The following is a 14,139-nucleotide window of genomic DNA, read 5'->3' as shown; positions in this document are numbered from 1 at the left end:
CGCCGCTCAGGTGAGCGGCGACAGCTGAATTTCCACGCGGCGGTTCTGAGCGCGGCCTTCGGACGTGGCGTTGGACGCAATCGGTCGCGTCGCGCCGAAGCCGGTAACGGCAAAGCGGCGCGAATCGACGCCCTGCGCACCGAGGTAGTTGGCAACCGACAACGCGCGACGCTGCGACAGGTCGAAATTGTGCTGGTCGCCACCGGTCGAGTCGGTGTGGCCGAACACGTCGACAGTGGTCTGGTTGAACTTCTTCAGCACCAGCGCAACCGAGTTGAGGGTGCCGTAGAAGCCCGCCTTCACGGCATCCTGGTCCGTGGCGAAGGTAATGTTCGACGGCATGTTCAGGATGATCTGGTCGCCGGCGCGGGTAACGCTGACGCCGGTGCCCTGAAGCTGGGCGCGGAGCTCCGATTCCTGCCTGTCCATGTAGCCGCCGGCAAGACCGCCAGCGAGTGCGCCGACACCGGCGCCGATCAGCGCGTTGCGGCGATCATTGCCGCCGGCCAGCAGGCCGAGGCCGGCACCGGCCAACGCACCAAGGCCCGCACCCGCAGCCGCGTTGGAAACCTTCTGATCACCCGTATAGGGGTCGGTGGTGCAGGCGCCGACGAACATGCTGCCAGCCAGCACCAAAATCACTGTCTTTTTCATAAGGATGTCCCTCTCCGTACCGCGAAACCCAATGGCGTTTCGCGCAAAGCCCTTCACCGGCCTTGTAGCATGAAATACGGCGAAAAACGGATCAGCGGAGCAACCGAGGCGCAAAGTCACAGACTATCGCCAGATCACCAGAGGTTCTTTCCGTCGATGACCACTACCTCGAGCTTATCGAGATCGAAGTCGTCGAACAGGCGAGCATTGACGCTGACCTTGGGGTTGTCGAAATCAGGCTCGCCGGTCGACCAGTCAGGTGTCTTGGTGAAGGTGCCGCAGCCGCAGATGGCGCAGAAGCCGTGCTTCACCGTCTTTGATCCCCACTCATAGACCGATACGTTTTCCGGTGGGCTGGTGAGCGTGAACTGCGCCGGCGTGTAGTAGGCCCACAACGAGCCGCGCTTGGAACAGAACGAACAGGTGCAGGCGGTGACAGTCTCCGGCGCCTCCGTCACTTCGAACGTCGTTGCCTTGCAATGGCAGCTTGCCTTGATGACCATGTCCATCTCCTCGCAGGTCAGCGTCGCGCCGCTTGGCGACGGCATACATTAGCCAGGGGCTCCTGACAGGCTAGCGTCAGGAGCAGGTGCGCTGGCGCCTCAATATGACCTCGACGGGACGAACAGGCATATGGTCCGGCTGTCATCGGCTCCGGCGACCGAACACCAATGGTACTGGCCATCCGGCGAATCGTGGATACGCGCATCCTGATAGGTGACAACCTCGCCGGTGCCTTCGATGACATAGCCTTGCGGGCGCTCGCTGATGGCCTTTTTCGGCACCTCGCGGCAGTCGTAGCCGGAGCAGCAGGCAAAAGGATAGGTCCAGCCTTTTGGAGCGTCGTGCGATGAGGCTGGTGGCGTGCTGAGCGAGATCAGCGCCAGCGCCGAAACAGCAAGCGCGCGCGGGCGGGGCTTTCCTGGGCACAACATGGCGTCTTCCCCTGAGATCACCTCCCAAGCGAAATCCTGCGCCCGCATGCTTAACGAAATGTTAGCCGGAATGTTCCGGGCATCGGCGCCCGGCCCCACTGTAGCGGCCGGGCTTGACGATGTCGGCTTTGCCGATCAGTCGAGGTCAGCGACAGCCTGCCCTGCCCCGCCTTCGATACGCTGCGACAGAGATGCTTCCATGAAGTCATCGAGATCGCCATCCAGCACATCGGAAGGGCTGGTGCTTTCGACCCCGGTGCGCAGATCCTTCACCAGCTGATAGGGCTGGAGAACGTAGGAGCGGATCTGGTGACCCCAGCCGATGTCGGTCTTGGCGGACTCTGTCGCGTTGGCAACGGCTTCGCGCTTTTTCAGCTCTTCCTCGTAGAGGCGTGAGCGCAGCATCTCCCAGGCCTTGGCCTTGTTCTTGTGCTGCGAACGCTCGGCCTGGCAGGCAACCGCGATGCCTGTCGCGATGTGCGTGATGCGCACCGCAGAGTCGGTGGTGTTGACGTGCTGGCCGCCGGCGCCCGAGGACCGGTAGGTGTCGATGCGGACATCGGATTCCGAGACGTCGATCTCGATCGAATCATCGACCACCGGATAGACCCAGACGCTGGAGAACGAGGTGTGCCGCCGCGCATTGCTGTCATAGGGCGAGATGCGGACCAGGCGATGGACACCCGATTCCGTCTTCAGCCATCCGTAGGCATTGTGGCCCTTGATGAGCAGCGTGGCCGACTTGATGCCGGCTTCTTCGCCGTCATGGACTTCCAGAACCTCGACCTTGAAGCGGCGACGCTCGGCCCAGCGCGTATACATGCGCAGCAGCATGTTCGCCCAGTCCTGGCTTTCGGTGCCGCCGGCGCCGGCGTGAACTTCGAGATAGGTGTCGTTCTGGTCGGCTTCGCCCGACAGCAGCGACTCGATCTGTCGTGCCCGGATTTCGCCCGACAGCGAACGGATAGCGGTCTCGGCCTCGCTGATGATATCAGCGTCGCCTTCTTCCTCGCCCATCTCAATCAGGCCGATATTGTCGTCGAGCGCCTGGCTCAGGCCCTTGATGGACTTGATGCTGTCGTCGAGCGACTGGCGCTCGCGCATCAGCTTCTGCGCTTCCTGAGGGTCGTTCCAGAGAGCAGCGTCTTCAGCCCTCATGTTCAGGTAATCAAGCCGCTTTACCGCCTGATCCCAGTCAAAGATGCCTCCTCAGCAGGCTTATGGCCTGCCTGATTTCGTCGACGATGTTCTGCGTTTCCGCGCGCATGGCAGTGTGCTTCTTCTTGTTGTTGGCGGCCTGGAAAGACCCTTGAATCGGCGCGGAACATAGGGTCGGGGCCTCCGCCTGTAAAGGGAAATGGGCGGACGCCGCGGCTCCCGCCCATCACGATCAGGGCCAGAGGCACCATCACCTATCCCGCGTAAGCCTTTTCCAGCTTGGCGACCTCGATCCTGGTCATCTGCAACATTGCCTGCATCACCCTGCCCGCCTTGGCCGGATCGGGGTCTCCAAGCAGCCGCGGCAAGGCTTCGGGAACGATCTGCCAAGACAAGCCGAACCTGTCCTTCAACCAACCGCACTGGCCAGGCTGCCCGCCTTCCGACAACCTGTCCCAGAAATGATCGACCTCGGCCTGATCCTTGCAGTCGACAACCATCGAGATCGCTTCGGTGAACTTGAACATGGGACCGCCATTAAGTGCGGTGAAACGCATCCCCTCAAGCTCGAACTCCGCAACCATGACAGTGCCGGCCGGACCGGGGCCAGCTTCGCCATAGCGTGTCACCTTGCCGACCTTGGCGTTCCTGAACACCGAGATGTAGAAATTGACCGCCTCTTCCGCCTGGTTGTCGAACCACAGGAACGGCGTGATCTTCTGCATCATTCTCTCCTCCTTTTTCAGAATTCGGATTGCCGTGGCAGTTTCCGTTGCAAGGACGTTCGAGCGGGCAAGTTTCCGACATGTGCGCAAAGCTCTAGCCACTCGGATCGCCAATAACCAATAAGCTATATAACTGACAGGATATACGAAAGACGATAGAGCCTCCTGCGCGCAAACAAAAATGCGCGCGGCCAAGCCGCGCGCATCCTGAAAACCTGCTTTGAAGGCCGGCTTTCGCCGACGTGGCTGTCCGGACTAGTAGAGGCCGCCGCCACCTTCGCTGATGGCCTTGCTTGCCTGCGGCGAAAGCGCTTCGCCATAGCCGTTGCTGCCATCTTCGCCCATGCCGATGACCCAGTAGCTGTCGGCCGGGCCGGTGCCGGGCTTGAAGGCTTCCATGATGGTGCCAGGCGCGCCTTGGGCGGCCTGCATGCCGGTCTTGCGATCGATGGAGATCAGCGCCATGCCCTCGGGAACGACGAAGTCGACCTTGGGCGTGCCGTCGAGCGCCACCTTCATGAACTCCTTGAAGATAGGGGCCGCAAGGCCGCCGCCAGTGGTGCCCTTGCCCAGCGTCTGCGGCTTGTCGAAGCCGAGATAGAGCCCGACGACGAGGTTCGGCGTATAGCCGACAAACCAGGCATCCTTCTCGTCATTGGTGGTGCCGGTCTTGCCGGCCATCGGGCGGCCGAGTTCGAGCAGGGTCGTTGCCGTGCCGCGCAGGACGACGCCTTCCATCATCGATGTAATCTGATAGGCGGTCATTGGGTCGAGCACCTGCTCGGAATTGTCGACCAGTTCCGGCTCGGGCTGGTTGGCCCAGTCGGCGGCAACGCAACCTTCGCAGCCGCGCTCGTCGTGCTTGAACACGGTCTTGCCGTAGCGATCCTGGATGCGGTCGATCAGCGACGGCTTGATCTGCCGGCCGCCATTGGCCATCACGGCGTAGGCGGAGACCATGCGCATGACAGTGGTTTCGCCGGAACCCAGCGACATGGCGAGCACCGGCAGCATCTTGTCATAGACGCCAAAGCGCTCGGCATACTCGGCGACCGTCTTCATGCCCATGTCGTTGGCGAGACGGACGGTCATCAGGTTGCGCGAGCGCTCGATGCCGGCGCGCAGCGTCGACGGACCAGCCGCCTTGCCGTCATAGTTTTTGGGCGACCAACTCGTGCTGCCGGTCTGGATGGTGATCGGACCGTCCATGATCACGGATGCGGGGGTGTAGCCATTGTCGAGTGCTGCCGCATAGACGAACGGCTTGAACGCAGAACCGGGCTGGCGCATCGCCTGGGTGGCGCGGTTGAACTCGGACTGCGCATAAGAGAAGCCACCGACCATGGCGAGCACGCGGCCGGTATGCGGGTCCATCGCCACGAGGCCGCCCGATACCTCTGGCACCTGGCGCAGCGCATAGCTGTCGCTGCCTTGGTTCTTTTCGACATAGACGACGTCGCCGGGCTTGAGCACGTCGGCGGGCGAATTTGCCTTCACGCGCTTGCCGTCGACGACGTGACGCATGGCAAAGCTCATGTCTTCCGCAGACACCGTAGCGCGCTCGCGGTCCTTGGAGAGTGCGCCGGAAACCTCGCGCTTGGGCTGCAGGCCGATGTCGAGCCCCGCCTTCGAGCTGTCGAGTACCACTGCAAGGCGCCATTCGGGAACGTCGTCGAGGCTCTTCACCTCACCCAGCGCCGTGCCCCAGTCGCTGGAAATGTCGATGTTCTTGACCGGGCCGCGGTAGCCACGCAGGCGATCGTATTTTTCCAGGCCCGACTGCATGGCCCTGCGCGCCATCACCTGAAGCTTCGGATCAAGCGTGGTGCGCACCGACAGGCCGCCCTCGTAGAGCGCGTCCTGGCCATAGCGGGCGATCAGTTCGCGGCGCACTTCCTCGGTGAAGTACTCGCCAGCGAAAACATAGGTGCCGACGCGGCGCGGCGTGACGCCAAGCGGCGACGCTTTCGCCTTTTCACCCTCTTCGCGCGACACGTAGCCATTGCCGACCATCTGGTCGATGACCCAGTTGCGGCGCTCGATCGCCCGGTCGGTGAACCTGAACGGATGATAGTTGGACGGGCCCTTGGGAAGCGACGCCAGATAGGCCGCTTCGGCGACCGTCAGCTCGTTGACCGACTTGTCGTAGTAAGTCAGCGCTGCACCGGCGATGCCATAGGCACCGAGGCCGAAGAAAATCTCGTTGAGATAAAGCTCGAGAATGCGATCCTTCGAGTAGGCCTGCTCGATGCGGAAGGCCAGGATCATCTCCTTGATCTTGCGTTCGTATGTCTGATCGGAGCTCAGCAGGAAGTTCTTGGCGACCTGCTGGGTAATCGTCGAGGCGCCGACCTGGCGGCGGCCGGAGCCCAAATTCTGGAAATTGGTCAGCACGGCGCGGCCGAGGCCGGTCACGTCGATGCCGGGGTGGTTGTAGAAATTCTTGTCCTCTGCCGACAGGAATGCCGCCTTGACGCGGTCGGGCACCGCCTGGATCGGTAGATAGAGCCGGCGCTCGCGCGCGAACTCGCCCATCAGCGCGCCATCGGAGGCGTGGATGCGGGTGGTCACCGGCGGCTCGTATTTGGCGAGCACCTCGTAGTCCGGCAGTTCCTTGTTGACCTGGCCAAGATAGATCGCCACACCCGCCGCAACGACGAGCGCAAGCGTCGTGCCGATGCCGAAGAAATAGCCGATAAGACGAATCATGCCCGCTCCAGTACAAGGTTCGGGGATTCCCTAAACCAACCCGCCATCACCGCAAGCCGCAGGTACTGTCCCGATCCGTAATCGGCCACCCATGTCGCGCGGTTGTGGGCAAAATACGGCAACAGCCGGCATGCGCCAAAGATTCCGGCCAGAACGGCCATAATTGCCTCGGTAGTTGCCACTCCGCAACGCCAAATTGCGGGCCGTCAGCCGCCGGTGCTGCTTCCACGCCCGGCAACGAAAGCAGCGACAGCCTTGGAAATACTGCTTGCGGCCTTCTCGCGCCAATCTGCGCTGCGCAGTTGCTCCTCGTCCTCGGGATTCGAGAGATAGCCGAGTTCGACCAGCACCGACGGCACGTCGGGGGCCTTGAGCACCCTGAAGCCTGCAGAACGATGCGGGTTGTTGATCATGCCGACCGTCGGCGACAGCTCGCCGACCAGCGAGCGGGCAAATCGTGTCGAAAAGCCATGCGTTTCGCGCCGGATGAGATCGACAAGAATGTCGGAGACTTCGTGATTTTCTTCAGCGACGTCGACGCCGGCCAGTTGATCAGAAAGGTTTTCGCGATCGGCGAGCGCCTGGGCGTCGGCATCGGATGCCTTGTCCGAGACGGTATAGACGGTCGCGCCGCGAATGCCCTTCAGGCGGATGGTGTCGGCGTGGATCGAAATGAACAGGTCCGCCTCGGCCTGGCGAGCGATGCGAACGCGATCGTCGAGCCGCAGGAAGTCGTCACCCTCGCGCGTCAGCACCACTTTGTAGGCACCGTTCGCCGCCAGCTTGGCCTTCAATTCCTGGGCGAAAGCGAGCGTAACCGATTTTTCGACCGTCCCGTTCAGGCCTTCCGCACCACCGTCGATACCGCCGTGTCCGGGGTCGAGGACGATGGTGAACGGCCGGTCGCCGCGGTGGGCGATCTTGCCGACGCGGTCGCTCTTGGGCGTGGACACCGTCGAGCCTGTCGTTTCGGCCTGGGCAGCAAGTGCTGCGTCGAACTCCCGTTCAGAGGCAGCGCCGATGTCCGCTACCATACGGTAGCCAGAGCCATCCTCATTCCTGAGGATGTCGACTTTTTCGACGTTGAACGGCCCCTTCGACGTTACGATCAGCCGCGAGGCGCCCTCGCCCGACGTGCCATAGCGTACGCCCTTGATCAGGCCGCGGGGCTTGAGTTCCTTTGCATCCAGCGCCAGTGACGTATCTGGGAGATCGACGACCAGACGATGCGGCCCCCGCAACAAGAACCACCTCGGCTCCGGCTCGCGGTCGAAATTCATCACGATGCGCATATGAGTCGCGTCGCCTGCCATCTTGTAGTCGAGCGTCTTGATCGCATCGGCGGCAGAAGCCGGCTGGGATTGAAAGCCCACGACAGCCGAAAATAACGCCAGCACCAAAAGCAGCGCACGGCAAATTGCGCCCCTGGGCTGACTGCCCCCGATCGGGAAGCTCGTGCCAGTCAATGCCGCAGGCCCCATCTCTCGTCTTGCCGCTCCAAAAGCAGGCGCGCAAAGGCTGCACGCCGAAGCCAGTCGCGGGGCAAAATAGGCCGCCCCTTCGATTAACGACTGGTAACCAGAGAAGGTTAACCGAGTCTTTGCGGAAATGCTCCCCTGCTGGCTGTCGCACCCGCCTTTGCCGGCGTCGGAAATCAGGGTTGCGCTCAACCTCGCCAAATCATAAAAGCGACATTGGATCACTGCAATCCTGGGCCCGCGCCCTCAGCGCCTTCCGCTAGGGAACCACGCGACGAGCGATGGCTCAACTCGCAAAAGAGAAACGATTTCAGTGATCGCGACGAGATTCGCAGGCGCGGCCCGTGGCGGGGTAGCGACTGCGTGAGAAAAACGGCCGGACATTCATCCCGCGCCGGCTCTGTAAGAGCAAAGTAGCTGGTCCGGATTCCCCGGGCTTAGGTTTGAAACAAGGTTCCGCAAGGTCACGCATTGGCCACAGACGCAATCATGGACAGGTCCGCAAATAACCGCGCCATCACGGCTGCGGGCGGCACCGTCATGGCGTTTTGGCTGCGACCGGCGGGCGCAAAATTATCCGGCACCCCTTCATCAGCAAACTCACGGCGGCGGACGAGTTCCCGCAAGCCGCGGCTGACGGCTGCCGGGAGGACAAATAATGCCCAACAAGATGCTGATAGACGCCTCCCACCCGGAGGAAACACGGGTTGTCGTAGTTCGCGGTAACCGCATTGAAGAATTTGATTTCGAATCACAGGACAAAAAGCAGCTCAAAGGAAATATCTACCTCGCCCGCGTAACGCGGGTTGAACCGTCCCTTCAGGCTGCCTTTGTCGAATATGGCGGGAACCGTCACGGTTTCCTCGCCTTCAGCGAAATCCATCCCGACTATTACCAGATTCCGGTTGCCGATCGGCAGGCGCTGCTGCGCGCCGAGGCGGAAGAAGCCGAGGACGAGGAAGACGAAGAGAACGAAGGCGACGAGAGCAAGGGCCAGGACCGCAACCGCGGACGCCGCCGCCGCCGCGGTGGCAAGAACCGTGGCCGCAATGGCGACGAGCAGAAGCCCGAAGGAGCCGGTGACGACGAGGGCTCCCATTCGGAGGACGACGGCGAGCCTATCGCTGCCGCATCCGACGACGACGGCGATTCGATTGCCACAAGCGAATCTGCGGAGACGCACAGCGACGAATCGGAAACGGCAGCCGACGATTCGGACGAGCGTGAGCCGACATCGATCGCCGCGTCGTTCGACGCCGATGTGGTATCCGAACGGGTGCCTGAACCGACCGTCACCGAAAACGAAAACGGCGGCGTGATCGAGGAAGTTCATTCGTCCCATCACGACGACCATGAAGTCGAGTCGGTCGGCGCGGAAGACGCCCTCGAAGAGGTGCGCAATCGCCGCAAGCCGGTTCGCCGCCACTACAAGATTCAGGAAGTCATCAAGCGCCGCCAGATTCTTCTGGTCCAGGTGGTCAAGGAAGAGCGCGGCAACAAGGGTGCTGCGCTCACGACCTATCTGTCGCTGGCCGGCCGCTATTCGGTGCTGATGCCCAATACGGCGCGCGGCGGTGGCATTTCACGCAAGATCACCAACGCCCAGGACCGCAAGCGCCTCAAGGAAGTGGTTGCCGATCTGGAAGTGCCGAAGGGCATGGGCGTCATCCTGCGCACCGCAGGTGAAAGCCGCACCAAGGCCGAGATCAAGCGCGACTACGAATATCTGATGCGCCTGTGGGAGAACGTCCGCAGCCTGACGCTGCAGTCGACGGCTCCCGCACTGGTTTATGAGGAAGGCAGCCTGATCAAGCGATCGGTGCGCGACCTCTACAACAAGGACATCGACGAGGTTCTCGTCGCCGGCGAAGATGGCTACCGCGAGGCCAAGGACTTCATGCGCATGCTGATGCCCAGCCATGCCAAGGTCGTCCAGCCTTACCGCGACATCACGCCGATCTTCGTGCGTAGCGGCATCGAATCGCAGCTCGAACGGATGGTCCAGCCACAGGTGACGCTGAAGTCGGGTGGCTACATCATCATCAACCAGACCGAGGCGCTGGTTGCCATCGACGTCAACTCCGGGCGCTCCACCAAGGAACACTCGATCGAGGAGACGGCACTTCACACCAACCTGGAAGCCGCCGAGGAAGTCGCGCGCCAGCTCAGGCTGCGAGACCTTGCCGGCCTGATCGTCATCGACTTCATCGACATGGAGGAGAACCGCAACAACCGTGCGGTCGAGAAGAAGCTCAAGGATTGCCTGAAGAACGACCGCGCCCGCATCCAGGTCGGCCGGATCTCGCATTTCGGCCTGATGGAGATGTCGCGCCAGCGCATCCGCGCCAGCGTGCTGGAATCGACGATGAAGCCCTGCCCGCATTGCGGCGGCACGGGCCATGTGCGTTCGGACTCCTCGGTGGCACTCCAGGTCGTTCGCGCCATCGAAGAATTCCTGCTCAAGGATTCGCGCAGCCACATCACCGTCAAGACGCCTGCGGCGACCGCACTCTACGTGCTCAACCACAAGCGCTCGACGCTGGTGGACCTCGAAGCCCGCTTCGGCGTGACGATCACGCTCGAGGCCGACGACAGCGTCGGCTCGCAGAACCATGCCATCTTCCGCGGCGCCATCGCCGAGAAGCCGGCGAGCTTCAGCTTGCCGGTGATCGCGCCGGCCTATGAAGAGCCGGAAGAGGTCGAAGACGAGATCGTCGCCGAAGAGGAAGACGAGGCAACAGCCGTCGCCGCCGCCGAAGTGCAGCCGGCCCGCGCAGCCCAGCCAGCAGGCGAAGGCGAACAGCACGACCGCAAGCGGCGCAAGCGCCGGCGTCGTCGCGGCGGCCGCGACCGCGAGCATGGCGCACCGCACGACGCAGCCACCGTCGCCTCGGAAGCCGACGCCTCCGAGGATGAGGAGGCCGGTTCCGATGCCGAGATCGAGAGCGGTGCGGAAGTGGAAGTCGCTTCTGAAGCAACAAGCGCAGACGCTGCCGCGACCGATGAGGCCGCGGCAAAGAAGCGCCGGCGTGGCAAGCGCGGCGGCAAGCGCAACCGCAAGGAGGACGACGAGCTCTCGGCAGAAGGCGACGAACAGCCAGCATCCGAAGATGCGGTCGTCGAGCCCAGCGTAAACGAAGCGCCGGTCGCCGAAGGCGCAGCAGTCGCAGCTGTGGCTGAAGAACCGGAAGCCGCCGCCGAAGCCAAGCCGAAAAAGGCACCGCGCCGTTCGGCCAAGGCCAAGAAGGCGGAGGCCGAGGCAATCGAGGCGCCGGCAACTGAGCCCGTTGCAGAAGCTGTCGCGGCTGAAATTGCCGTAGATGCGGCAGCTCCCGAGTCCGAAGCTAAGCCGGCGAAGAAACCAGCGAAGCCCCGTGCGCCGCGTCGCAAGGCTGCCGCTGCTCCAGCCGAGCAAGAGGTAGTTGCCGCTGAAGCCGAGCAAGATGCGGTTGCCGTTCCGGCCGAGCAAGAGGTTGTTGCCAAGGCAGTTGCGGCACGTCCGACGAAGACGCCGGCCGCACCGGTAGTCACTTCGGCAGTCGATGCCGAGGACGACGCTTCGAGCGAAGCCAAGCCGAAAAAAGGTGGCTGGTGGCAGCGCAAAGGTTTCTTTTGATCGGCTAATATAAAAACCCCGACCAGCACATCGTTGGTCGGGGTCACTATTTATTTAGATTATTTTGCTTGCCGTCCGACACTGTTTGCACCGATATACAACCCAGCGTTCGAATAGACTCATACTTTGCTTTAATACTGCCCGGAGAGACGGCCGATGACGAGTGACAGCAAGATCGACATCCTAGGACTGACTGCGCATATCGTCAGCGCTTATGTAGAGAACAACAAGGTTCCCGCCACCGGGTTGCCGGAACTGATCGCCAGCGTCAACGCATCGATCCTGGCGCTCAACCAGCCTGTCGAAGCGCCGGTCGAGGTGCAACAGCCTGCCGTGAACCCCAAGCGTTCGGTCCTCCCCGACTACATCGTCTGCCTGGAGGACGGAAAGAAGTTCAAGTCGTTGAAGCGCCATCTTGCGGTCCACTTCGGACTGACGCCGGAGGAATATCGCGCCAAGTGGGGCTTGCCTGCCGACTATCCTATGGTAGCGCCGAACTATGCTGCCGCGCGTTCGGCACTGGCAAAGTCCCTTGGTCTTGGACGCAAGGCAGCCGCAGTTCCGGCCAAGGCACGCGGCCGCGCCAAAAAGGCTTGATTTCCGAACTCTGAAAAGCGCTCCGGGCTGCACCGGGGCGCTTTGATCACGACGCGGCGACGACGTCCGCCGAATAGCGCAGCTCGCGCATCGGGCGCACACGCTGCGTGGTCCTGTCGTAGAGCGGATGCGCCTTGTAGGCTGCAAGTGCCGCCTGGTCGGCGAACTCTGCATAAACGACGATGTCGATCTCGTCACAAAGCGGATCGACCTTTGTATTGACCGTCACTTCGAAAACGGTGGAATGCGGAATTTCGCCGAGCGCCGACAACTCCTCGCGGATCGTCTCGACGTCCTGTTTCTGCCGCGCACTGAAGAACACGATGTGCCGGATCAAGCGACAATTCCTTCTGCTGCTTTGCTGGCGCCTTTTGGGTCGGCTTTCGACCGGCGTCAATCCGGCAAAGTGTTGCGGACCGCAAAACAACGCAGACGGACAGGGCCTCATGGCGATTCGCGTAGCGATGCTCAGCCGGTGACCATCCGCACCACACGGTGCACCTCCGTCACAGTCGTGCCGATCGCGTTGCCGTGGTTGTAGAAAACGTCCCAGACCAGGAACAAGGCGCCGCACATTATCACGATCATATAGCGCATCGTGTGCCCTCCCCGAGGCTCAGCAGCCTCCGGAATGATGATAGTTCGCCCTCAATCCGTCGTGAAGCGTTAGGCCGCGCTAATACGCAAGTTTCCGGCAGCACCTGGACCTGTCAGTCCTCGTCGGACGTCTTCCTCCGCTGGCACATAAGCGCTTGCCAGATGTCACTTGAAGTTCGCGCTTTTGGCGGTGAAGATCACGGCGGGAATTTACCGTGGCGCGCGAAAGTCTTGGCGGAAGCAGGTCAAGTCTACCGCAATGCCAAGCGGGGGGCGCGACCGGCAACGCGCCCAACGGACACGCCTGGACACGAGCCCGAAGACGCCGGCACGGGCAGCAGAGCTTGGGACGTCGAGATGGCCCAGAGGATACCGGACGAATCAATCGAGCGTGGAGTAACGCGGCTCCACGAAGGCAATATCAGGGATGTAGCGCGTGGCCTGCCGGCGCGGGTACGCATGGCACTGTCGGCCGCCCTGCATCTGCCACGCGGCACGCTCACGGTGAGGATGCCTGACGGCCGCGCCATCCTGATTGGCGGCAAGGCACCCGGACCGGAAGCCGAGATCGTGCTGCACAACTGGAACCTGCCGGCACGGGCCTTCAGCGGCGGCACGATCGGTGTCGCCGAATCCTACATGGACGGTGATTGGGAGAGCCCGGACGTCACCAGCTTCCTGGAACTGTTCGTGGTCAACACAGAGGCGGGAGAAGGTGTTGCCGGCGGCACCAACTGGCTGCTCACGACCATCCAGCGGATACGGCACTGGCTCAACGAGAACACCCGCACCGGCTCGAAACGCAACATTTCCGCCCACTACGACCTCGGCAATGCCTTCTACAGCCAGTGGCTCGACCCAACGATGACCTATTCCTCGGGCCTCTACGCCACAGGTGCCAACGATCTGGCCGGCGCGCAGACCGAAAAATATCGGGCACTGGCACGCGACACGGGCATCGGCCCCAACGACCACGTGCTCGAGATCGGCAGCGGCTGGGGCGGCTTTGCCGAGTTTGCAGCGCGCGAAATCGGATGCAGGGTGACAGGCCTGACAATCAGCAGCGAGCAATTCGACTTCGCCAGCAAGCGCATCCACGATGCCGGACTGGCCGACAAGGTCGACTTCAAGCTGCAGGACTATCGCGACGAAACCGGCGCCTACGACCGTATCGCCTCGATCGAGATGTTCGAGGCGGTCGGCGAAAAATACTGGCCTGCCTTCTTCGCCAAGATGAAGCAGTGCCTGCCATCGGGCGGCACCGCTGGGCTGCAGATCATCACCATCAACGAGGCGGCTTATCCGCTCTACCGCAAGCGGCCCGATTTCATCCAGCGCTACGTCTTTCCCGGTGGCATGCTGCCGACACCGACGCTGTTGAAGTCGCTGGGGGCCGAGCACGGGCTCGACTATCTGCGCGAGCGCGTCTTTCCGCAGGATTATGCCCGGACACTTGCCGAATGGCGTGGCCGCTTCTGGTCGTCCTGGGAGCGCATCGTGCCTCTCGGCTTCGACGAGCGGTTCAAGAAGCTCTGGGAGTTTTATCTCCATTATTGCGAAGCCGGATTCCGTGCCGAGTACATCGACGTCAGGCAGGTGGTCTACAAGGCCTGACCGCTCAGCAGGAACTGGCGGCGACACGGATCGATCCGGTTCAGGCGCACTGGCGT

The 14,139-nt window shown here is 62.2% G+C and carries 13 protein-coding genes; 3 read left to right on the top strand and 10 right to left on the bottom strand.

All coding sequences use genetic code 11. The features are described 5' to 3' along the window. Positions 1-6: 6 nt before the first annotated feature. The 8 genes from WHT83_RS15810 to WHT83_RS15775 all read right to left on the bottom strand — a co-directional run bounded on the left by WHT83_RS15810 (position 7) and on the right by WHT83_RS15775 (position 8,285). Complete coding sequence (locus WHT83_RS15810) at positions 7-654, bottom strand: OmpA family protein (RefSeq protein WP_108608209.1); 648 nt, start codon at positions 652-654, stop codon at positions 7-9. 134 nt (positions 655-788) lie between these two features. Beyond that, entirely contained in the window at positions 789-1,157 is a 369-nt protein-coding gene (locus tag WHT83_RS15805; RefSeq protein ID WP_108609907.1) for a GFA family protein, read from the bottom strand. A gap of 99 nt (positions 1,158-1,256) precedes the next feature. Next, positions 1,257-1,589, bottom strand: a complete 333-nt coding sequence (locus WHT83_RS15800) for a hypothetical protein (protein ID WP_108609908.1) — start codon at positions 1,587-1,589, stop codon at positions 1,257-1,259. A 135-nt stretch (positions 1,590-1,724) separates the two neighbouring features. Then, positions 1,725-2,856 (bottom strand): peptide chain release factor 2 gene (gene prfB / locus WHT83_RS15795; protein WP_108608210.1). Its coding sequence is split into 2 segments (ribosomal slippage): positions 1,725-2,789 and positions 2,791-2,856, totalling 1,131 coding nucleotides; the frame shifts between segments, so codons are not numbered across the junction. Positions 2,857-3,001: 145 nt separating this feature from the next. After that, positions 3,002-3,472, bottom strand: coding sequence for a VOC family protein (locus tag WHT83_RS15790; RefSeq protein WP_406873993.1), 471 nt, complete (start codon positions 3,470-3,472; stop codon positions 3,002-3,004). 255 nt (positions 3,473-3,727) lie between these two features. Continuing rightward, positions 3,728-6,181, bottom strand: a complete 2,454-nt coding sequence (locus WHT83_RS15785) for a penicillin-binding protein 1A (RefSeq protein ID WP_406871717.1) — start codon at positions 6,179-6,181, stop codon at positions 3,728-3,730. 206 nt (positions 6,182-6,387) lie between these two features. After that, on the bottom strand, positions 6,388-7,662 hold the full coding sequence (locus WHT83_RS15780; RefSeq protein ID WP_183261280.1) for an N-acetylmuramoyl-L-alanine amidase: 1,275 nt from the start codon (positions 7,660-7,662) through the stop codon (positions 6,388-6,390). Between the two features lie 461 nt (positions 7,663-8,123). Continuing rightward, complete coding sequence (locus WHT83_RS15775) at positions 8,124-8,285, bottom strand: hypothetical protein (protein WP_159091655.1); 162 nt, start codon at positions 8,283-8,285, stop codon at positions 8,124-8,126. A 32-nt stretch (positions 8,286-8,317) separates the two neighbouring features. On the opposite strand from WHT83_RS15775, the gene WHT83_RS15770 reads away from it, so the two are divergent. Together WHT83_RS15770 and WHT83_RS15765 are read left to right on the top strand one after the other, a co-directional pair. Next, complete coding sequence (locus tag WHT83_RS15770) at positions 8,318-11,275, top strand: ribonuclease E/G (RefSeq protein WP_406871716.1); 2,958 nt, start codon at positions 8,318-8,320, stop codon at positions 11,273-11,275. A 156-nt stretch (positions 11,276-11,431) separates the two neighbouring features. Next, on the top strand, positions 11,432-11,872 hold the full coding sequence (locus tag WHT83_RS15765; RefSeq protein ID WP_108608214.1) for a MucR family transcriptional regulator: 441 nt from the start codon (positions 11,432-11,434) through the stop codon (positions 11,870-11,872). Between the two features lie 46 nt (positions 11,873-11,918). Here WHT83_RS15765 and WHT83_RS15760 read toward each other — a convergent pair whose 3' ends face one another. Further along, on the bottom strand, positions 11,919-12,209 hold the full coding sequence (locus WHT83_RS15760) for a Dabb family protein (RefSeq protein WP_406871715.1): 291 nt from the start codon (positions 12,207-12,209) through the stop codon (positions 11,919-11,921). 131 nt (positions 12,210-12,340) lie between these two features. Further along, positions 12,341-12,469: a hypothetical protein gene (locus WHT83_RS15755; RefSeq protein ID WP_406871714.1), complete on the bottom strand. Its 129-nt coding sequence runs from the start codon at positions 12,467-12,469 to the stop codon at positions 12,341-12,343. A gap of 357 nt (positions 12,470-12,826) precedes the next feature. Between WHT83_RS15755 and WHT83_RS15750 the strand changes: the two genes are divergently transcribed. Further along, positions 12,827-14,083 (top strand): class I SAM-dependent methyltransferase, encoded by a 1,257-nt coding sequence (locus WHT83_RS15750; protein WP_406871713.1) that lies wholly within the window; start codon positions 12,827-12,829, stop codon positions 14,081-14,083. Positions 14,084-14,139 lie beyond the last annotated feature (56 nt).

Source organism: Aminobacter sp. P9b (assembly GCF_045345995.1).
Classification (GTDB): domain Bacteria; phylum Pseudomonadota; class Alphaproteobacteria; order Rhizobiales; family Rhizobiaceae; genus Aminobacter; species Aminobacter niigataensis.
Note: the sequence above shows the minus strand (reverse complement) of the source record. Positions and strands in the feature narration are given on the sequence as shown.